13 protein-coding genes are annotated in these 21,962 nt (G+C 34.9%); 2 read left to right on the top strand and 11 right to left on the bottom strand.

Features of this window, described 5'->3' with window-relative positions:
• Positions 1-36: 36 nt before the first annotated feature.
• From ACFWU4_RS04315 to ACFWU4_RS04275, 9 genes are all read right to left on the bottom strand, one after another.
• Positions 37-2,814, bottom strand: a complete 2,778-nt coding sequence (locus ACFWU4_RS04315; protein WP_411125217.1) for a family 78 glycoside hydrolase catalytic domain — start codon at positions 2,812-2,814, stop codon at positions 37-39.
• 151 nt (positions 2,815-2,965) lie between these two features.
• The gene (locus ACFWU4_RS04310) at positions 2,966-5,536 is read right to left on the bottom strand and encodes a BNR-4 repeat-containing protein (protein WP_411125215.1); all 2,571 of its coding nucleotides are present in this window, start codon (positions 5,534-5,536) and stop codon (positions 2,966-2,968) included.
• Between the two features lie 30 nt (positions 5,537-5,566).
• Entirely contained in the window at positions 5,567-7,969 is a 2,403-nt protein-coding gene (locus ACFWU4_RS04305) for an Ig-like domain-containing protein (protein ID WP_411125213.1), read from the bottom strand.
• 130 nt (positions 7,970-8,099) lie between these two features.
• Positions 8,100-8,414 (bottom strand): L-rhamnose mutarotase, encoded by a 315-nt coding sequence (gene rhaM, locus ACFWU4_RS04300; RefSeq protein WP_411125211.1) that lies wholly within the window; start codon positions 8,412-8,414, stop codon positions 8,100-8,102.
• 104 nt (positions 8,415-8,518) lie between these two features.
• Positions 8,519-9,385 (bottom strand): T9SS type A sorting domain-containing protein, encoded by an 867-nt coding sequence (locus ACFWU4_RS04295; protein WP_411125209.1) that lies wholly within the window; start codon positions 9,383-9,385, stop codon positions 8,519-8,521.
• Positions 9,386-9,819: 434 nt separating this feature from the next.
• Entirely contained in the window at positions 9,820-11,406 is a 1,587-nt protein-coding gene (locus ACFWU4_RS04290) for a sulfatase (protein WP_411125207.1), read from the bottom strand.
• A 17-nt stretch (positions 11,407-11,423) separates the two neighbouring features.
• Positions 11,424-12,431 (bottom strand): T9SS type A sorting domain-containing protein, encoded by a 1,008-nt coding sequence (locus ACFWU4_RS04285; protein WP_411125205.1) that lies wholly within the window; start codon positions 12,429-12,431, stop codon positions 11,424-11,426.
• A gap of 35 nt (positions 12,432-12,466) precedes the next feature.
• Positions 12,467-14,641, bottom strand: a complete 2,175-nt coding sequence (locus ACFWU4_RS04280) for a beta-xylosidase (RefSeq protein WP_411125203.1) — start codon at positions 14,639-14,641, stop codon at positions 12,467-12,469.
• Between the two features lie 18 nt (positions 14,642-14,659).
• Positions 14,660-16,003 (bottom strand): cellulase family glycosylhydrolase, encoded by a 1,344-nt coding sequence (locus tag ACFWU4_RS04275; RefSeq protein WP_411125201.1) that lies wholly within the window; start codon positions 16,001-16,003, stop codon positions 14,660-14,662.
• A gap of 336 nt (positions 16,004-16,339) precedes the next feature.
• On the opposite strand from ACFWU4_RS04275, the gene ACFWU4_RS04270 reads away from it, so the two are divergent.
• Together ACFWU4_RS04270 and ACFWU4_RS04265 are read left to right on the top strand one after the other, a co-directional pair.
• On the top strand, positions 16,340-17,284 hold the full coding sequence (locus ACFWU4_RS04270) for a hypothetical protein (RefSeq protein WP_411125199.1): 945 nt from the start codon (positions 16,340-16,342) through the stop codon (positions 17,282-17,284).
• A 43-nt stretch (positions 17,285-17,327) separates the two neighbouring features.
• Positions 17,328-18,245, top strand: coding sequence for a sugar phosphate isomerase/epimerase family protein (locus tag ACFWU4_RS04265; RefSeq protein ID WP_411125197.1), 918 nt, complete (start codon positions 17,328-17,330; stop codon positions 18,243-18,245).
• Between the two features lie 68 nt (positions 18,246-18,313).
• On the opposite strand, the gene ACFWU4_RS04260 is transcribed toward ACFWU4_RS04265, so the two are convergent.
• Positions 18,314-19,081, bottom strand: coding sequence for a DUF1080 domain-containing protein (locus ACFWU4_RS04260; RefSeq protein ID WP_411125195.1), 768 nt, complete (start codon positions 19,079-19,081; stop codon positions 18,314-18,316).
• On the bottom strand, positions 19,078-21,933 hold the full coding sequence (locus ACFWU4_RS04255; RefSeq protein WP_411125193.1) for an alpha-L-rhamnosidase: 2,856 nt from the start codon (positions 21,931-21,933) through the stop codon (positions 19,078-19,080). Before ACFWU4_RS04255 ends, ACFWU4_RS04260 begins: the two co-directional genes overlap by 4 nt.
• Positions 21,934-21,962: the final 29 nt, after the last annotated feature.

Here is a 21,962-nt window from a genome sequence, read left to right as displayed (position 1 = left end):
GTTCTATTTCTACTTCAACAAAACGATTAGCATTCTTTATTTTAGTTTAGACTCAAAACTATAAGTCCCTGGTTGCACTAATAATTCGAAAGCATCATTACTTGTATTTACAAGTTTTACGTTTGAATCTTCCTTAAATGAAGTACCATTTAGCATCAACTCATTTTGAGTATTTGATGGAATGATGACTTGTGCCGTCGTATTTGGTGGAATAACTATTTCTAATTGAAACTCCTTATTCGTTATCTCCCAAGACGATTCTACTTTGCCATATGGTGTATTTAAACTTACTGAAGCTGATGTTAAAGGCTGTTTAGATACAGGAGCAATTCTAATGGTTTTATATCCTGCTTCTAATGGTGCTATTCCACCTATGCGCTCATACATCCATTCACCTATCGCACCATAAGCATAGTGGTTTAAGCTATTCATGCTTTTAGGATTGTAACCTTCCGTTTTGCTATAACTATTCCAACGTTCCCAAATAGTAGTTGCTCCTTGATTTATAGAATAAAACCACGACGGATATGTTTCGTTAAACAATAACTTATAGACTACATCCACTTCGCCCATGTCATCTAAAACTCGTGGCAATAATGGTGTTCCTAAAAAGCCTGTTCTTAAATGATAATCGGCATCTTTAAGTTTACGTAATAAATTAGCCTGTGCATTTTTGATTTTTGATTCAGGCAGTAAATCGAATGCTAATGCTAACAAATAAGAGGTTTGTGTTTCTGACACAACTTTTACTTTTCCTGTTTCATCAAAAAACTTACCATCAAATGCATTAGCAACTGTTTTGTAAAGCGCTTCATATTTAGCCTGTTCTTCTGTTTTACCAAGAACTTCGGCAGCTTGTGCAGTTAATTTAGCCGAATGAGCAAAAAAAGCAGTACCTATTAAATTCCTAGACGTATCCCCTTTATTGTCGCCACTTTCTGGAAAAGGTTGTAACCAATCTGAAAACGACATCATATTAGAAATATGATTTTTTGATTTTTTTTGATGATAGCCTACCCAAGCTTTCATCATTTCAAAATTATCTTCTAAAAAGCCTATGTCACCAGTCCTCATATATATCTTCCAAGGAATAATTGTACCTACATCTCCCCAACCAGAACTAGCTATTTTATTACCTCTAGAATCCGGAACCGTCCAGGGAATAGCTCCATCTTCTAATTGTGCTTCGCGAACACTCTGCAACCAACTTGCCCAGAATTTATACACATCTGCATTGAACATAGATGTTGGTCCAAAAACTTGCGCATCGCCTGTCCAACCCAATCGTTCATTACGTTGTGGGCAGTCTGTTGGGATATCTAAAAAGTTACCTTTTAATCCCCAAACAATATTGCTTTGTAGTTGATTTAATTTCTCATGCGAAGACGTAAATGAGCCATTATCATTAAAATTAGAATATTGTACAATACCTGTTACCCAATCTTTTGTTGGTTCTTTTGAAGCATCAAAACCGCTTAATTCTACATAACTAAAACCATGAAATGTAAATTTTGGTTTATATTCTATTTCGCCATCTTGAGCAGCGATATAATAGTCTGTAGAATGTGCACTTCTATAATTTTTAGTGTAGAAAGTGCCATCTGGTGATAACATTTCTGCAAATCTAATTTTAAGTGTATCGCCTTTTTTCATTGGTACTTTTACCAGAGGTACACCTACCATGTTTTGCTGTAAATTGAAAATTACGGCACCATCCTTTTTAGTAATCTCTTTTGGCACCAATGTAATTTTATCCTTTACAGCTGAATGTCGTTTTGGTTCCAGCTTTACATTTTCATCAAGATTGGCTACTTCAACTTTATGCCAGCTTTTATCATCAAAATTGTTGGTTGTCCAATTAGGCATTTCCATATTCGCATTATAGATTTCTCCATCATATATTTCGGCAAACTGAAGCGGACCGTTGGTTGTGCCTTTCCAGGTTTTATCAGAAATAATAATTTCTTCTGTACCATCTTTCATTGTCATTTCTAACTGAACTAAAACTTTTGGTGAAATTTTATTATCCCATGGTGTTGTTCCCCAAAGTAAACGTCCAGAGTACCATCCTGAAGCCAACTCTACACCTAAACTATTCTGGCCTGATTCAATTAAATCTGTAACATCATAAGTTAGAGTTTCAATGCGTTTATCATAGGTTGTAAAACCAGGAGACATCACATCATCACTTACGTTCTCTCCATTTATAGACACATCAAACACTCCTTTAGCTGTGATATACAATCTTGCCGAAGCCACATCTTTAGACAATTTAAATCCTTTTCTTAAATATTGTGGCTTATGAATCAAAACATTCTCTCGACCTCTGATGCTATCTTTGGCAGTATCTAAACCAACCCAATTGGCTTGCCAATCGGCATTATTTAATAAACCTAATTCAAAATGATTTTTAGCACTCCATTCTGAAGCTTCTCCATCTTGATTCCAGTATTTTACTTGCCAGTATATGTTTTGGCGCGATTGTAAAGCTTCTCCTCCATACTTTATCCATGCAGACTGTGATGATTCTTGCTTTTTAGAATCCCATAAATCAGCATTATCTGGTAGTAAATCTTCACGCGTGGCGACGACTATCTGATATGCGAATTGACTTTTGACGTTTTCTAAAACAGGTAACTTCCACGAAAAAGTTGGTTTAGCATTGTAAAAACCTAATGGATTTTTAAAACCTTCGGAAATGGCTAATTCTGATGCTTTTTCTAATGAACTTTGTTCTTTGCAAGCAGTGATATTTAAAAATACAAATGTGCTTAAAGTGTATAATATGTATTTAAAATTTGAATTTTTAAACATGGTTTAGAGTTTCGTTTGAAAATTTTTAGGATGTTCTAAAATGCAATATTTCCCCAAAAAAACTATCCTGTACTGTCTCGATTTTTTGACTATCAATAAAAAAAGCTAGACATCCCAAAATCTCTAGCTAACTTTTACAATAAATTATGCTTTATCTAATCATCAGTTTTGAATAAAATACACGTTGATTATCATCAGTAACTTTTATTAAATATAAGCCTGATGTAAATTGACCAATAGTCGAAATATCCATTCTATTAGAAGTCATTGTGTCTTCATAAATTACTTTACCAAGCATATTATAAATTCTAATGTTAGCTTTGGTTGCTGTATTAAGTAGAATTGTAAATTCATCCTTAGCTGGATTTGGAAAAATCTGTGCAGTAAAAGCATTATCCTCAACCTCTTCAGTGTTTAATGCTTGAGCAAGAATGTAACGAAGTGGGCTAATTGTACCCCCATTTTGAAACCGTACTTGATCACCTGCTGCCGTTGGAGTTACACTATATCTTAAGTTTCCTTGTCCTGTAGGTTTCGCGAACAATGCATTGTTCCCATCGCCAGTCCAACCAGTCGCTTTTCTTCTTTGAAACTGGTCATAACCGAAGTTTGCATCACCTGTATCACTTATTGGCACACCAGTTCTAGCGTTAACTCTAATTTCAGGATCTGATCCAGACCCATCATAAGTTGATTGATCTACAATCATGGTCCATGGTCCAGCACCAAGAGCAGAAAGGTCTGCTGTAATTTCAACATACCCGGCAGAAGCTGGTTGTCTATGGTTTGTTACAGTCCAAAGTTGTGTTGCTTTAGCAGGTGCTGTCGTTATTTCTGCAGCCCACTCTAACTGGCCTGTAGCGACATTAATGGTCATATAAAGTTCACTTCCAGCCAAACCACATGTTGCAATCTTATAAACATCAGGTTCAAGCCATAGTTCAGGACATGGTTGATTCGTATCCGTAATATTAACAGTAAGTTCGTTGGAAGATACTGTTTCATTATTCGCATTATAAGCTACTGCTTGAACAGTATAATCGCCTTCAGTATCTGGTGTCCAATCTAAAGCATATGGCTCTGTTGTATCCTCTCCAAATAAAGCACCATTAACCAAAAATTCTACTTTAGAGATACTTCCATTTTCATCAACGGCATCTGCCGAAATTTGAATAGTTTCATCGACGTCATAAGTTTCGTCATCAAAAGGAGAGGTAAGTGACACTCTAAATGGTTCTTGAACTATATCTAAATCAATGATTTGTAAATACAAAGGTCTAGCATCATCCGATTGCCCATTTTCCATTAAATAATAATACAATTTACCATCAGCAATATAAACTATACCGTGTCTAAATGTCCTACCTGTTGTAGGCTGATATACAGTCGTAAAATTATTAGTTCCACCTACCGCTTTCTGAATACGAACTCGACCACTGCTTAAACCAATTAAAAATATATCATCACCAGACGTGTAAATGGCTTCTGCTCCCGAAAAATTCTCTGTTGTTATAAAATCGGTAGCTCCTGCAGGTCTGTAAGTATGCAAATTTTTAGTAACATTAATCTCGTTATCCTTTACGCGACTAATAATATGTTCATCTCCATTCTCGGTAACGGTCCAATCAAATCCTCCCACAATATAAACTTGATTTGTCTGAGTAGTTTGCACGTAATCTCCTGGTTCCATCAGTTTTATCTCATCAGCGTTACGTAACGGTAAGTTAATACTTGTACCTTCATGGTTTTTCCAATTAGTCGCTCCACTTTGATCATCAGAATACGCATAATACACACCGTTCTGATATAGATACTTATCTGTATTATTTCGAGAACGTCTTTGAAAAGCGATTCTAATTTTTCCTCCGACATATTTTAATCTTCCATACATACCCCAATTATAGTCTTGACCATAATTACTGGCATTTTTGTCTGCAAACTTTATAAAATCAGACCAAGTGGACGTAGCTGCATCATATTTTGCAAAATGATAACCTCCATTTGAGCTCGAGCCCTTTCGCATTGAAAAGAACAAATCCCCTTGATTATTTAGGAAAAATTTTGGATAAGTAAACTCGGAAAACGCCCCATAATTTTCAACACCGTTTAAGCTTAAATGCTTATAACCACCATTCGTATTTTGTACAAATTTGTCTATGGTGAATTCTGCATCAGGAACGGAGGCTGCATTTGCAATAGAATACGAATATCTGAAGTAATCATCACTTAAACTTCCGTCAGAAGGTCTCGTATTAGTATAAGCATGCATATCAAAAAGCAGATGAATGGTTCCATCTATAGGACTTACACCTACACCGATTGTATTATGAGATTCTCCAATATACCATATATTACGCCAACCCGTATGTTGGTGCGGAAACTCAATAGTAGCCATGGTTCCTGTAATGGTATTGTAGCGCGTTAACATCATGTGTCTATCAGCTTTACCTCCTCTGTACCAAGTCATAAACACATACTCATTATAAGTGGTTATACAATCTCCATGTGCAGAGATTTGTGGCCCAAATTTATAATCGTAACCTGTGGTTGAGTTTGGTGCTGATTCATCATTTACTTGTACACCATCAAAGTGTAAAGCTATATCTGTAATTTCAACTTCATTTTCTAGAACTACCTGAGCAGTAATAAAGAAAAAACCTAATCCAAAAAGTAGTGAAAGGTATATACCCTTTTTATTTGCATTACAGCAAGTCCTTTGCATAGTGATTAATGTTAAATTAAAATCTTTTAATTATCTAATCATGAGTTTTGTGTGGAAAACTCGTTGATTATCATCAGTAACTTTTATTAAATATAAGCCTGATTTAAATTGACCATTAATCGAAATATCCATTCTATTAGAAGTCATCGCATCTTCATAAACTACTTTTCCAAGCACATTATATATCACAATATTGGCATTGGTTGCTGTATTGAGTAGAATTGTAAATTCATCCTTAGCTGGATTCGGAAAAATCTTTGCTGTAAAAGCATTGTCTCCAACCTCTGGTGTGCTTAACGTCGTAGATTCCACTACCCATTTAGACCTGTCATCTGTGTTCCCAACATGTTCGATTATGCCATTGGCATTGTGATATATATAATTTGAACCGTTTCGAGTTTCAAACTGATACGTGTTATCACTACTATTATAAATTACGGTGAATTGTTTATCAGAATCTTCTCTAGGCGCCCCAAAACCAGTATTGATAATATCATCTGGTGGGTTTCCAGCTGCTCTTAAAATACCACGGTCAGACCTTTTACTTTCTATATTGTAATAATTACCCGCTTGCACAAATTCCCATTCCTTATCACCAGCAGCTACATTAGTCTCGTCGTCGCTTTCTACAACATCAGAGCCTACGGAATGAAGATATTTTCCTGTTACAAAATTCTTAATTCTATACACATCTCCTGTTAAATCAGTAGGATCAAACGTCTGAACATTTATTGTGATTTCTGAAGAAGATACCGTTTCATTACTCGCATTATAAGCTATAGCCTGCACTGTGTAAGCACCTTCAGTATCAAGCGTCCAATCTAAAGCATAAGGTTCGCTTAGATCTTCTCCAAATAATGAACCATTAACCAAAAACTCAACTTTAGAGATACTTCCATTTTCATCAACGGCATCTGCCGAAATTGGAATGGTCTCATCGACGTTATAAGTTTCACCATCAAAAGGAGAGGTCAGTGATACTCTAAAGGGTTCTTGTATAATATCTAAATCGATAATCTGAAGATATAAGGGTTGTGCACTACCAGATGCGTTTTCCATCATATAATAGTACAATTTACCGTCGGCTATATGCACTTGACCATGGTCAAAAGTTCGACCTGTCGTAGCCTGATATACTGTTGTAAAATTATTAGTTCCGCCTGCTGTTTTCTGAACTTTAACTCTACCGTTACTTAAACTAATGATAAATACATCATCACCTGCAGTATAAATAGCATCGGCACCTGCAAAATTTTCAGAAGTTATAAAATCAGTAGCCCCTGAAGGTTTATAGGTATGTAAATTCTTAGTAACGTTGAATTCATTATCCTTTACACGACTTATAATATGGACATCACCATTATCGGTAACGGTCCAGTCAAAACCTTGTACGATGTAAACTTGATTTACTTGGGTTGTCTGTACATAATCTCCAGGCTCAATGATTTTTATAACATCCGCATCGTAAAGTGGCACACTAAAACTTTGTCCATCATGAGTTTTCCAATTAGAGGCACCTGTTTGATCATCGGAATATGCATAATACACACCGTTTTGTAGTTGATACTTATCAGTACTATTAGCAGACCTTCGCTGAAAACCAATACGCATTTTACCATTGACGTACTTCATACTTCCATAAAGTCCCCAATTATAGGTAATACCAGGTTGACTGTTTGCACCTAACGCATTAAAATCTGTAAAATTAGACCACGTTGATGTGGTAGCATCGTATTTAGAAAACTTGTACATACCATTAGTATGACCACCTTCTCGCATATTCATTAAGAGATCTCCAGCATCGTTTAGAAAAAATTTTGGATACGTTAATCCATCAAACTCATTTTGATTTTCACCACCTGTTAATTTTAAATGCTTATAGCCACCACTTCCATTCTGAACAAATTTATCTAAGGTAAATTCTGCATCAGAAAGTGACGCAGTGTTTGCAATAGAATAAGAATATCTAAAGTAGTCATTCGCTAAACTTCCATCGGATGGTCTTGAACTGCTATACGCATGCATATCGTAAAGCAAGTGAATGGTTCCATTTAAAGGACTTATGCCAACTGCAATGGTGTTATGCGATTCTCCTAGCCACCATTTATTCTGAAAACCTGTGTGCGTATGCGGAAACTCTATAGTTGCCATAGTACCAGTTACTGTATTGTATCTGGTTAACATGACATGTCTATCCGTTTTGCCTCCACGATACCATGTCATAAAAACATAGTCTCCATAGGTCTTTATGCAATCGCCATGTGCGGAAATATTTCGTCCAAAAACATAATCATAAGATGATGTACTGCCATTGTCTGAAGACGTATTAGCAACTTTACTACCATTAAAATGCAAGCCAAAATCAGTAATTTTCACTTCATTTTCTAGAACGACTTGTGCAAAGTTTATTTGTGCAACAAATAAAGTTAGCATAAGGCACAAGTTTTTTACTAAAAATCTTATATTAAGTGTATTTTTTTTCATGCTTTTTTCTTTTTCGTAATATAAATAGAAAAGAGATTATCAGTATCCTGTTCTATGCTGAGAAATTGCTAAATGAAGCCTATTTCATAAAAAAGACTTCTTCTAAAGGAATAGATATAGGCGAATTATCTGGGTTAACCTCCATAATATCTGCCATAAAATCCCACCATTTTTTTACGATGTCGTTACTAGCCAAATCCTGAGAACCTCCTTCACCAGATACTTTTTGAAACGCAAACAAAGTACTTGTTTCTTCATCTAAAAAAATAGAATACTCACTGACACCATTAGCTTTTAAAAGTACTTTTAGTTCTGGCCATAATTCATCATGGCGATTTTTATAGACCTCTTTTTGTCCTCTATTTAGTTTCATTTTAAAGGCTAATCTTTGCATTCTAACTCTTTTTTAATGGCTATTCTAATAACAAATCATCCCATCTTTTATAATTACAAAAGATGGGATGATCTTAAAAAAATTTTATGTTATCTAAAAAATGCTTACTCTTTTACTATTTTTTTTGTAAAACTCGCACCGTTTTCTCCTTGTAATTTTACAATATAAATACCAGTAGTCAATGAACTTACATCTAGATCAGTTGAAGTTATTTCATCTGCAAGATGACTTGTAATTACTTGTTTACCAAGAATATCATAAATAGTGATTTGCTTAATACTTTGATTTAAACCTTGGATTGATAACTCATCTTTTACTGGGCTTGAGATAAAAACAGAACTAGCATCAAAATCTTCTGTATTTAATCCCTCAACAAAAACCATACGAAGCGGGCTAATTGTACCCCCATTTTGAAATAGCACATCATCACCTGCCGCCGTTGGAGCTACACTATATCTTAAGTTTCCTTGTCCATTAGGTTTAGCAAACAATGCATTGTTTCCAGGTCCTCCCCAACCACTTTCTCTTCTTCTTTGAAACTGATCAAAACCATAGTCTGCATCCATAGTATCAGCTATTGGATCACCTGTTCTAACAGTAACTCTAATTTCAGGATCTGCACCGGACCCATCATAAGATGCCTGATCTACAATCATAGTCCAAGAACCAGCACTAAGAGCAGAAAGGTCTGCTGTAATTTGAATGAAACCTGAACCACTTGGCATTACATGATCTTGTAAAGTCCAAAGTTGAAGTGCTTCAGCGGGTGCTGTTGTTATTTCATCATCCCACTCTAACTGACCTGAAGAAGCATTAATTGTCAAATAAAGTTCACTTCCTGCCAAACCACATGTTGAAATCTTATAAGTACCAGGATCAACATAAATTTCAGGACATGTCTGTCCTTGTATTGGAAGCGCAAAGATAGCTAATAGTAAAAATGCACTAATTTTTAAAGTAATTTTTTTCATAATTTATTGTTTTAATTAATTAATTTTTAGTTAGTTACAAAAATAACAACCATTTTGAGCAATAAATTTATAAATACAAAACCAGTTTAGTATCCTGCACTAACCTGCACTTATATCACATAATTGAGCTGATTAATTGTTTTATATAGGGGTTTTCCAAATTAAAAATAAAAGAATTTAAAAATAACCTAACATGCTCATAATTGTTTCAAATTCAATTTACTTATTACGGAATTAATTCAGTCAATTCAATATAATATTTTTAAAGTAAGATTTCCATGAATTTTGTTTAAAGTAGAATCTGAGATGGTTTGCGGTAGCTCTGTCAGTTCTTTACTTTCCGACAAGTTAGAATTCAATTCTGTTTGTAATTTTTTCTTAATCAAAAAAGGTTTAACACATAGAATAAATCATTTAGATTTTTAGGTTTCAATTTAATCTATTGTCACCTTACTTTTCCACCAATTTTCGTTAGGTTGAAAGTCTTCGGAAAGTACTTTTAGCCTATTATTTTCTAATGAGGGCCACTTATTGTTTATGGTATTAAGTCTTCTCTTTTCAGCTTCCTCTTTGCTATATTCAGTGTCTTCAGTTGGGAATTTTGCATCAACGTTGTCTAACCACAACATTAAATTGGCACTAAGATTTGTGGCTATTTCTGAATGTTTGGAAATTACATTTAAGGAATCGTGTTCAGTTGATGGTATTTTATAGAGTTCTTGATGTCCATCTTCCCAATAGTGAATGAGCTTCCATCCATTTTTCTGAATAACCGAAGAAGGTTCTCCTCCTTGATTTCCATAATGTGGGTAATGCCAATACAATGGTCTTTTTATATTCAAATCGTTACCTTCTAATAAGGGTTTCAAGCTTATACCATCCACATGCTGTTCTTTCTTAAGCTGTAAATCTGCTAAATCTAAAAGTGTTGGGTATAAATCGGTTCCAATAACTGGATAATCTGTTTTTGTGCCAACTATATTCAACCAGGGAACTTTAATAAAAAACGGTTCTTTAATACCACCTTCCCATTGATAGCCTTTACCTCCTCGTAGTGGTAAATTACTCGTCGCGTAATGATCCCCAGAAGCTACTCCGCCATTATCTGATGTAAAAACAACGATAGTGTTATCTACCAATTCGTTGGCTTCAAGTGCTTTTAAAACAACACCAACAGCATCATCCATAGTTTCTACTAAACCTGCATAAATAGGATTATCCTGGACTTGACGAATGGGTAAAACGCGTTCCATTTTATAACCTGTATCTGTAATTCCCTTACTATCAGCCTTATTTCTGTATTTACGCCATTTACTTTCTGTTGTTTGAATAGGTGCATGTACAGCATAAAACGACAAAAAAGCAAAAAATGTTGAATCTTTATGTTTACTAATAAAATCTGCTGTCTCCTCTGCCAATCGCATCGTTAGGTTTTCACCTTTCTTCTCATTGGGTAGTTTAGGATTATTCCAAGGTGAAAAGAAACCACCTCTCGGCGAACCTTCCTCTACACCTCCAATATTAATATCGAAACCATGATCTTCTGGATAAGACCCTTCGCCCCCTAAATGCCACTTCCCTGCAAAAAAGGTCTTATAACCATTTTGTTGCATGGCCTCTGCGATAGTGACATCTTCTTTTGGCAGTGCAAGGACATAATCGGCAGGCAAGAGTTTATCATGTCTATTTCTGGTTCGCCACTCTTTACCTGTTTTTGCGCCAATCCAATCTGTTATGCCATGTCTTGCTGTAAATTTGCCTGTCATTATACTTGCTCGTGATGGGCTGCAAACACGACTTGCGGCATAGCCATTAGTAAATTGTGTGGACTGTTTTGCTAACCGATCTATGTTTGGTGTTTCATAAAATGAACTTCCTGTAATACCTAAATCATGATAACCTAGATCATCAACTAGAATGAAAAGAATATTAGGTTTACTATTTTTATTTACCTCCTCGTTTCTACAATTAAATAAAAGGAGCACACTTAATACTAGTACATTTCTAAAAACCTTAATCAACTTCCAATATTTAGATATTATATTTTAATAATTTTTTTTACGAAATAATTATTTTTATCAGAATTTGATATAAAATAAATACCACTTGCTAAATCACTAATATCAATGATTTCTGAAGATTTTGTTGTATTTATTTCCTTGAGGATAGCTCCAGAAAAATTAAAAATAGTTAAACTAGAGTTGATAGGTAGGTTGCTAATTTCTAATTTCCCTTTCGTTGGGTTTGGGTAAATTTTTGTTTCTCGTTTGTTTATATCATTTACAGATAGTGCACTATTACATGACGATTCTGGATTATTTAAATTAAACGCTGTACCATCAGAAACATCCGTTCTGCGTAATACCATTTTATCCATAAAAAAGAAACTAGACCTGGCATCTACAATTACGGAATAGTTACCTGGAGCATTAAACGTAGCCCACATAAACCTAAAAGAATTACCATCGTTTGTATTAGTAACGAAACCCCAACGCTGATCGATAGGCAAGTTAACAGGGTGTCTATTCATAAAGGCTTTGAAATATCCATTGGTACTAGAACCTACCGGACAATCCCTATTTGGATTACTATTACAACTAGGTCTTGGCTCTAACTGAGTGGTAGCAGTTGAACTATTTTGACTTGTAGCATAAAAATCATCGGCTACTATACGAAGCCACGCATCATTGTGTTCTCCACCTGAAGTACCTGTACCAATTCGTCCACGCCATGCAAGTCTGTAAGTCCCAGGATTATTAATTTTTATATTGTAAGTAATTGGTGCTCCACTTAAAGCATTGAAAGATTGTACTCCATCCCAATATATATAATTTATGGTCGACCCAGGTAAATTAGGATCAGCCTCACTGCCTGTTTGCCAATCTGATCCAGAAGGTAAGACACCAGATTCCATCTCTATTGTTAACAGGCCATTCTGTTCTTCAAAAGGTAGAGTTCCATCACAAGTTGCCGTTTGAGAAAACATTTGATTAGATACTATTGAAAGTATAAATACCAGTGTAATCTTTATTGTATTTTTTTTCATAACTCAATGATATTCAAAAATTAATTATTTATAAACTATTTAACGCTTAGTATCACTTTTTGTAAATCCTTTTCTAAGGACGAGGTCCCAACGGAAATTGTAAATGTTCCAGGTTCCACAACTTTTTTCATGTCTTGATTTAAAATATTAAGCTCATCAAAACCTAAATTAAAGCTGACTGTTTTTGTTTCACCAGGGTTTAGGGTGATACGTTCAAAACCTTTTAGCATTTTTAAGTAACGCCCAACCGAAGCAAAATCGTCTCTCACATACATTTGTATGACCTCATCTCCAGCTCTTTCCCCAGTATTTGTAACGTCTATATAAACCGTAGTAGAACCGTCTGCGTTAATAGATGCACTTTGAAGTTTTGGCGCACCATATTTAAAGGTTGTATAACTCAATCCAAAACCAAAAGGGTATAATGGCGATTTATTAGCATCTTTATAAAGGCCTTTACCAGAACCTATAAAATCTGGTCGTTCAAGATAAGTGACAGGTACTTGTCCAACATCACGAGGAAACGACACTGTAAGCTTACCACCTGGATTGGTATCTCCAAAAATAGCATCTGCAATAGCATCACCAGAGTGCATGCCTAAATACCAAGTTTCTAATATCGACGGAATATTTTCTGCGATATAATTAATAGTTAAAGGACGTCCATTGATTAAAACTACAACGACTGGTTTTCCTGTTTTATGGATGGCTTCAACCAATTCATTTTGGACTCCATACAAATCTAAATCTGAGCGGTCTGCACCTTCACCTCCAGTTTTACGCGAACCACCAACTACAAGTACAACTGCGTCCGATTTTTTTGCTGCTGAAATAGCTTCTGAAAACCCTTCTTTTGAATTACTCAACAAATCACAGCCTTTGGCATAATTTATTTTCATCTTTCCTTCGGTTTTACTAGTTAACCCTTCTAAAACAGATGTGTAAAATGGTGGCAATCCTGAATAACCACCTAATAACGAATAACTTCCTTTTGCTGGTTGCTCTTCGTGTGCATTCGGTCCAATTACTGCTAGGGATTTAATGCTATTAATATCTAGCGGCAATAGATTATTTTCGTTCTTTAATAAAATCATGGCTTTTTTTGCCATTTCATAAGAAAACTCTTGGTGTTCTTTTTTACCAACATTTACAGTTTTGGGGTCAATCTCTTCTGGTTCTGCATCAAATAAACCCAATTTGTATTTTGCAGTTAAAATACGAGATGTTGCTTTATCTATATAGGTCATTAAATCAGGATTCTTTATTATCGTGTCTTTTAACACGTTGGAATTATATGCAGCAAATTTCTCATTCTTTCCTATGACTAAATCCATATCTACACCAGCTTTTAATCCCAAAATAGCTGATTTAGTTCTAGTTTCAGCAATAAAGTGCATGGTTCCTAATCTGGCAATATCATTATTATCAGAAACAATAAAACCGTCAAAACCTAGCTCATCTCTTAAAATATCCTTTAATAACCAAGTATTCATATGGTTCGGAATCCCATTATAATCTTGATGACCTGGCATAACAGAACCTACTTTTGCTTCCTTTACCGCAGCTTCAAAGGGTGGTAAATAAACTTCTCGCAAACGACGCTCCGACATATCACTAAAACCACCATTGATACCTCGTCTGTTCTCTGGATAGCCAATAAAATGCTTAGCTGTTGCAATCACATGATTCTCATCAAATCGTTCATCACCAGTACCTTGTAAACCCTCGATAAATGCAACACCCATTCTAGATACTAAATAAGGGTCTTCGCCATAAGATTCTTCTACTCTACCATACCTTGGATCACCAGAGATGACATCTAAATTAGGCGAATAACAATGTGTAACACCTAAGGCACGTGCTTCTATTGCGGTTTGAGAAGCCATTTTTCTGACTAACTCTGGTTCCCAAGTAGATCCTGCAGCAATAGCTTGAGGATAAACCGTTGTATTACCATAATAATCGAGTACAAGCCACATACCGTGTAATGCTTCTGCATATTTCATATACGGAATACCTAAACGATCGTTAACTGGTGCATCTTGGGTCATTTCAGCAATCTTTTCGTCCAAGGTCATTTCACTAATAAGGCTTTCTACTTTTTCAGCGATTTCCGCATCTTCCTTACTTGTTGTTTGCTGAGAACTAGTTTCCGATTTACAGCCGGAAAATATGATTACAACGCATATGGCTAGCAATAATTTCTTCATTTTCATCTTATTAGTTTGTTAGTCAAAATTTCGTATTCCTGGTACAATTCTAATCTTTAAATAGTCTTCATCTTTTGGCCATTTTAAAATCACCAACTTCTGAGTATTAGCATCCCAAATATAATTAGAGGGATCAAAATCGTTTGGTGATTTATAAGTTTCCAATCCTACATTTCTTAGAGGATTATAAAACATCACTACATCTGAATCTATAAGTATTGAAAATCCATCAGGATAATGACGGTTAGCACCAATGAATACTTTTGACGCACCTTTATTGTTATCTGTTTTTATGTTTATATCTAACGTTCTTGTGGCATGATTAAAGAAAAAGGATTGAATATCACCTGCTATGGCTTGCGGAAACGGTCTCGATATCACGTCAGTGATATATTTACGCTCTACTGTACCAGCATCTGTGCTATCGCTAAAAATTGACCAAGTAGATGGTCCACCAGGAAGAAAGTTTTGCATCGTTCTATTACCTAAAAACCAAGCTTTAATTGAACCCACTCCCATGCGATCAAAAACTTCAGCAGTTCTGATATAAAGCTCTCGGTATTTTAATTGTCCTAATTTTCCCTCAACCAATGTGTCTGTAGTGGCAAATGTTGGAAAACCCCATTCACCAATAAGAATTGGTGCCTTTAACATATCTGATTCTTTATCGAACCGATCCATGTTTCGCTTTATAAAATCAATATCATTTTGATATATATGTGGTGCAAAAATGATGTTCTTTCTGTTAATTGGTGCCTTTATTTCAGCATATTGATTTTTTTCTACCTTTTCTCCTTTGTTCATAAAGATGGATTGAAACAAAATCATTTTATTTGGATTAATTTTTTGACTTTCGTCAATTATTTTTTGATAAAGTGGTATCAGGTATTTGTTAGTTAAATCCTCATAAGAAATATCCATCGTTAGCTTTCTTGGTTCATTAACCACATCGTAACCAAAAACGGCATCATTTTCTGAAAACCGATTCCAAACTACATTCCATGCATCAATATAAGTCTTGTATTCTCCTTTTTTATTTAGCCAAAATTCCTCCCACACAAATTTATCGACACCATAAACCGTCATTTTAAAAACCGTTTTAATGCCATGATTCCTCCCTAGAGCAACAAGCATATCCAGTTTTTTTAGATAATTTGGTTCTAATTGACCCCCAGGAAAGGCACTTAGCTTGCCTAATTCTAAACGAATAACTTGGGTATTAGCTCCCATTCTTACCATTCTGGCGTAATCATCACTATTAAAAAACACCTCCCCTTTATGGTCGTTTGTATTTACCACGAAACCTCTAGGAATGATATGGCGTCCTGCATCATCTCTTAGGCCATGCTTAATTTGTGCCAAAAAAATAAAAGGTATGCATAAGAAAAGTGTAAAAAAGTACCGATTCATATTTATATTTAGTAATTATTACTACTTCCAAAAAGTTAACAAGCTTTATCATAAGTTGAAATATTTAATTAGGTCGAAAAATAACTTCTCCGACCTAATTAAATAAGTGACTAACTCAAATAAAAAATTATCTTTTTTAAAGATATTTACATATGGCAATACTAGCATCCTGTTCTATCCTGTTGGGACTTTTAATAATATATATTAATTTAGATATTCAATCAGTATAGTTCAGGATGGTTCGTTTATTTTAATTATTTATTTTTGAGAAAAATAGAATATATAGATATGAAAAATTTGAATTTTAAAACCAAACTAGGATTGATTGCCCTATTAACTGTTTTTGTAGCTTTTTCTTCTTGTACAAAAGATGGGCTTGGATTCTCTGAAGACTCAATTGTTTATGAAATACCAGACCCAGATCCAGACCCAGATCCAGACCCAGAACCTGTTGGGACAGCAGCTGATGAAGATACAAACACAGATTTAGCTTGTCCTGCTTCAGGTGAATTCCAGAATGATAATACCAGAAATGTAGATATATCAAACCCTGCTAATGTAGGTGGAGTTGATGACAGAAGTTGTTACTCGGATTACTCAGAAAGCACTATTGATGGTACAACTTGGGGGATATATAATATTACTGATGGTTCTAATCACTGGGACACACCAGGAACCTTACAACCTCGAATAGAACGCGCATCGGCCATAGCAAACTCAGATGTAGGATCATTTGTTAAATTTACAGCAGATTTTAGAATCCTTGAAGTAGCAGATGCAGGATCTTTTGGTCAAGATGGAACATACATCGCACAGGCTAAAGGGCAACATACAGGCGGAGGCGGTTCTCCAGACCCAGCTATATGTTTATATAGAGCACATCCTGTTTACGGTACGGGTATTAATGCTGACAAACAAGTTGCTTTTGATATTTATGCAGAACGTATCTTAGAACGCGGTGGATCAGGTGATGGTAGAGAGGTTGTTTTTCTAAAGCAGGTAGATAAAAACGAAATAGTTTCATTTGAACTAGAAGTAGGATTTATAGAAGACCCTAGTGACCCTGCTTTAAAAATACATTATTGTAATGCTATAATTGGAGGAGAAGCATTTAATTGGAATATCCCAGATCCAGAAAGAGGTACACAATCAAAAATGAGATATGGTGCTTACCGTGTGAGAGGTGGTAGAGCTCAAATTAGATGGGCCAATACCACACTTGAATATAATTAATTAAGTTTAGAAATACCTTAAATTTAGTTACCATTAAAATATTATGAAAAACAGCAGGAGAGATGCCATTAAGAAGTTAATAATGGCACCTGCCCTGTTGTCTTTCCCTGCATTATTGAGTACTGCTTCTTTCTCAGGAAGAACTGAAACTGCATCTTTAAAACGTTTGCAATATAGCGTTAACGCCTATTCTTTTAATGATGAATTTAGAAGTGGTGAAATGAACCTCTTTGATATGATGGAGTTCGCTGCAGATATTGGTCTTAATGCTGTAGATTTAACTGCTTATTATTTTTCATCCTACCCTAAACTTCCTAAAAAACCTGAGATTTTTGCTTTAAAAAAACGAGCATTAGAACTTGGTCTTAATATCTCATGGACTGGTGTTCGAAATAATTTTGTAACGGCTAATGCAGACGCTAGAAACAGGGATATAAAAATGATTAAAGACTGGCTAGATGTCTCATCTGATATTGGGTCTTCAATTTTACGGATTTTCACAGGAAGAAACCAACCTAAAGGATACACTAAAGAACAAGTAAAAACGTGGTTGGTGGAAGCCTTTAAAGAATGTGCTATGCATGGTGCAGACGTTGGTGTAATTGCTGCTTTACAGAATCATAATGAGTTCTTATTTACAGCTGATGAAGTTATAGATATCATTAAACGTGTAGACACTGAATGGTTTGGTCTTATTCTTGATATTTCTGGGCTTCGAACTTCAAGCGACCCCTATGCCGAAGCAGAAAAACTGGCACCTTATGCCAATTATTGGTTTATTAAAGAACATGTATATCACAATCAAGTGAAAACACCTACAGACATGAAGCAAATGGCTGCCATGATAAAGCGACACGATTTTCGTGGTTATGTCTCGTTTGAAAGCCTATCAGATGGTAATCCTAAGACCATTATTAAAAAAATGCTAGAGGAATTTAAAAAGGAATACAATAAAAGGTAGCCTTATTATCCAACTTTGTTTTATTAGTTTTTATTTCATTTTTTTAATCAAATATGGACATTCTGATTTTACAACAAATGTTTTAATTTTATATTCTTGTATTCCACTTTCATAGGTGGTCCAACATGAACCTGAACACCTATATAGCCCTTTGTAGATCTATTTGCCTCATCCATGTCGTTTACTTCACTAAATAGGACACCATTGACATAATGTTGCATTCTATTATCTTTTATTATGAGGTGAACGGCATTCCAATCGTTAGACTTGATGTATGATTTTAGCTTCGATTTCAATTTTGTTTCTGTAATAGTTCTAGTTTGCCAGCAATTTTTCTTTACATTTTTACGCAAGCCAGTTTTGGGTATACTATCAGGCATCTGAGGTATGGTTACTATTTCGCCAATATAAGCCAATGTCGTTCGTTTTTTCTCTTCGTAATTCTGACCTGTATATTTATTTTTACCATCAATATCGCATTGATAACCTTTCAATGCGAATGGTACATTATCAATAATTTCGCTTCTGTAATTGATACCACTATTTCCAGAATTGGTTATTCTATACTCTAGTTTTAGTTCGAAATTTTCAGGTTGTTCTGTTTCATAGATCACAAAAGAATTACGTTTTAGAATTGTTTCGGGAGTTACCTCTCCTATTAAAATACCATTTTCAACACGCCAATATTTTGGATCTCCACTCCAGCCTTCTAAATCTTTACCGTTAAATATGGACTGAAATTTGTTCTCTTTCTCTATTGAAGCATCTTTGTTTTTACATGATGAGAAACAAAAAACTATACTACATAGTAAAATTAGTAAAGCGTTCTTCTTCATATTGAAGTTTTTGAATATTCAATCCTATATTTCCCTGAGCCTAAAACCACAGCATTTTCTATAATTTCTAGCGTATTCTGCTTTTTAAAATCTTCAACTGATTTACCATTTATTTCTAGACTTTCAAGTTCTGAAGACGTCACTACAAGCTTCGCCTTTGTATTGAAAGGTATATCAATATTCATAGTTAAAAGACCATTTTTAGCTTTCCAATCATTTTTTATAGCACCATAAGGTGAAGGAACCGATACTGTTGTACTAGTTATTTCACTTGGGAATTCTGGATTAACCACAAACATTTTATATCCAGGATTTGATTCTGATGATTTAATACCACCTAAAGATTCATAAAAATAAGCAGCAAAACCACTATGCATCGGATGGTTTAATGAATTGGTTGGCCCTTCCATTTTCTCCCATTCAAACTGACGTTCTGGCCATGTGGTGAATCCCGAATTCATCACATATGTCTGACTCGGAAAATCTGGCGTTGTTAATATTTGATGGGCTAAATCGGCTTTTCCGTATTTGGATAGAACAGTGTAGATATATCTATTACCATGGATTCCTGTGGAATGATGTCCACCTTTTACTTCAATAATGTTGTGAACCAAACCATTGACAACCGTTTCAATTTTATCTTCTGGCACCATATTAAATTGTAAAGCTTGGACAGTAGCTGTCTGACTTTGATACCATTGGTGATTTGTATTAGGGATATTAACTAAAAACTCCTTGTTGAACGCCTTTTTCAAAGCCTCTTTTTCCTGTTTCATTTGTGCTTCATAAGCTCCATCATTATTCATTTTTGCAAAACGTTCCATAATACCCAGAACATCATAGAAATACGCATTAGCAGAAATAATAGGATCACATTCCATAGCACTAGGATTCTTTCTTCTATCCCAAAGTGGTGGACACCAATCACCCATACCATCTTGCATTATGCCGTTTTCTCCTTTAAAGTTTAAGTAGAAATCCATCAAGTTTTTCATATCGTCGTAATACTCTTTTACAATCGTATCGTCTCCATAGTGTAAATAATTATACCAAGGCAAATACATCGTTGCCACACCCCAATCTATTTTTGCATAAGTTGACGTACGTTTTCCAGGTGCAATCATCGTAGGCACTTGAAACTTAATTTCTGGATTATTATGGCCTTTAGTAGGTCGCATTTGTGTGCGGATATCTTCCATATATTTTTTATAAAAATCATACATATCATAATTATACAATGCATATTCACAAAAGGCATGTGCATCTCCCAACCAACCACATTTTTCACGATGTGGACAGTCTTCTGGAATTCCATGTAAATTATCTACAATCGTCCATTTACTAATACTATGCATTTTGTTGAATAACGCATCAGACGATGTGAAACTTCCTGTTTCTACTACATCAGTAGCTACTAATACTGCCTTAATCATATCAGCATCTGGCTTACTTGAAACACCTAATATTTTGGCATATCTAAAACCATGGTAACTAAACTTTGGCTCCCAAGATTCAAAACCATCTCCTTTGCAGATGTATTTGTAAATCTGTGGCATTCCATTAGCACCACCACCTGTAGAACCTTTAAAAATATCTTCTCCATTGGTTAACAAAGCTTCTGTAGTAATGATTTCAATTAACTGGTTTTTCTTTTCTTGCACATTGATTTTCACCCAACCTGCAATGTTTTGCCCAAAGTCTACAATCCATTCTCCATCAGCACCTTTAAAAACCTTTTTTGGTTCTAGTTCCTTTAGTTTTTTTATTGGTAGTATTTGTTGTGCACTTATGGTTTTTAATTTTGGGGATGTTACAATTGTATTTTCCCAAGAGCTATCATCATAACCTACACTAGACCAATCACCTAATTCAAAATTGGCATCGTAAGTATCACCACCGTAAATATTATTGAATACAATTGGACCTGTCGCTTCTTTCCAGGTTTCATCAGTATAAAAATCAGCTTCAGAGCCGTCATCATAGGTTAACTTGACTAATAGCTTAACCGTTGGTGGTCCATAAGCCAAATCTTTGTCGGATTCTGGGTCGCGTTTCCAAGAGATATTCTGTCCATAAAATCCGTTTCCCATTATAATTCCGAATGCGTTCTTACCAGATTTAAGTTGTTCCGTGATATCATAGTTTACATAATAAGCTTGCTTGTCGTAATTTGAAGGTGCAGGGTCTAACACATGGTCGCCTACTTTTTCACCATTCAGATACAACTCATAGTAGCCTAATCCACAGATATAAGCTTGAGCGTTTTTAATAGTTTTAGTAACATTTATCTCGTTTCTAAAATAGCTTGCCGCAAAACCATCAACAGTTTGAGGTTCTTTCATCCTCCCTGTTTTGTAGTCTCTAAAACGATGTTCTGAAGTTCTAGTATCTTTATTTAAAGTAATCCATTTTGAATCTCCCCAATTAGTCTCGTTCATCAATCCCATTTCAAATTTTTGAATTTCCGACCAGTCTGAAACAGTACCTTGATTATCCGAAATTTTTACTTTCCAAAAATAGGCTTGCAAGGCTTGTAAAGGTTTTCCTTTATAGTTTACAAATGTAGATTTATCGCTTTCTACTTTTTTAGAATTCCATACATCAGCATCATTCTCGTTTAATTTATCTTCTGAAGATGCCACAAGAATATGATATGAAGATTGGGATTTATTGTATCCTTCAACATTTACCAACCATGAAAATAGTGGTTGTTTACTTTCAATAGTTAATGGATTTTCTTTTGAGTTGACTAATAGTTTTTCAAATGTTAGCGTATTGCTTTGCTCATTATTCTTATCGCATGAAAAACAAAATATGAGTAATAGTAGAAAGTAGATGTTTTGCTTTATCATTTCGTGAATTGTTTTTTGTTGGCTTTAGT

The sequence above is a fragment of the Winogradskyella sp. PE311 genome, assembly GCF_046545555.1.
Lineage (GTDB): Bacteria > Bacteroidota > Bacteroidia > Flavobacteriales > Flavobacteriaceae > Winogradskyella.
This window is presented reverse-complemented; position numbering and strand designations above follow the sequence as displayed.

Bases quoted from the DNA above. Each gene is read 5' to 3' on its own strand.
- ACFWU4_RS04315 (WP_411125217.1), bottom strand. From the start codon at position 2,814: ATGTTTAAAAATTCAAATTTTAAATACATATTATACACTTTAAGCACA.
- ACFWU4_RS04310 (WP_411125215.1), bottom strand. From the start codon at position 5,536: ATGCAAAGGACTTGCTGTAATGCAAATAAAAAGGGTATATACCTTTCA.
- ACFWU4_RS04305 (WP_411125213.1), bottom strand. From the start codon at position 7,969: ATGCTAACTTTATTTGTTGCACAAATAAACTTTGCACAAGTCGTTCTA.
- rhaM (WP_411125211.1), bottom strand. From the start codon at position 8,414: ATGCAAAGATTAGCCTTTAAAATGAAACTAAATAGAGGACAAAAAGAG.
- ACFWU4_RS04295 (WP_411125209.1), bottom strand. From the start codon at position 9,385: ATGAAAAAAATTACTTTAAAAATTAGTGCATTTTTACTATTAGCTATC.
- ACFWU4_RS04285 (WP_411125205.1), bottom strand. From the start codon at position 12,431: ATGAAAAAAAATACAATAAAGATTACACTGGTATTTATACTTTCAATA.
- ACFWU4_RS04280 (WP_411125203.1), bottom strand. From the start codon at position 14,641: ATGAAGAAATTATTGCTAGCCATATGCGTTGTAATCATATTTTCCGGC.
- ACFWU4_RS04270 (WP_411125199.1), top strand. From the start codon at position 16,340: ATGAAAAATTTGAATTTTAAAACCAAACTAGGATTGATTGCCCTATTA.
- ACFWU4_RS04265 (WP_411125197.1), top strand. From the start codon at position 17,328: ATGAAAAACAGCAGGAGAGATGCCATTAAGAAGTTAATAATGGCACCT.
- ACFWU4_RS04260 (WP_411125195.1), bottom strand. From the start codon at position 19,081: ATGAAGAAGAACGCTTTACTAATTTTACTATGTAGTATAGTTTTTTGT.
- ACFWU4_RS04255 (WP_411125193.1), bottom strand. From the start codon at position 21,933: ATGATAAAGCAAAACATCTACTTTCTACTATTACTCATATTTTGTTTT.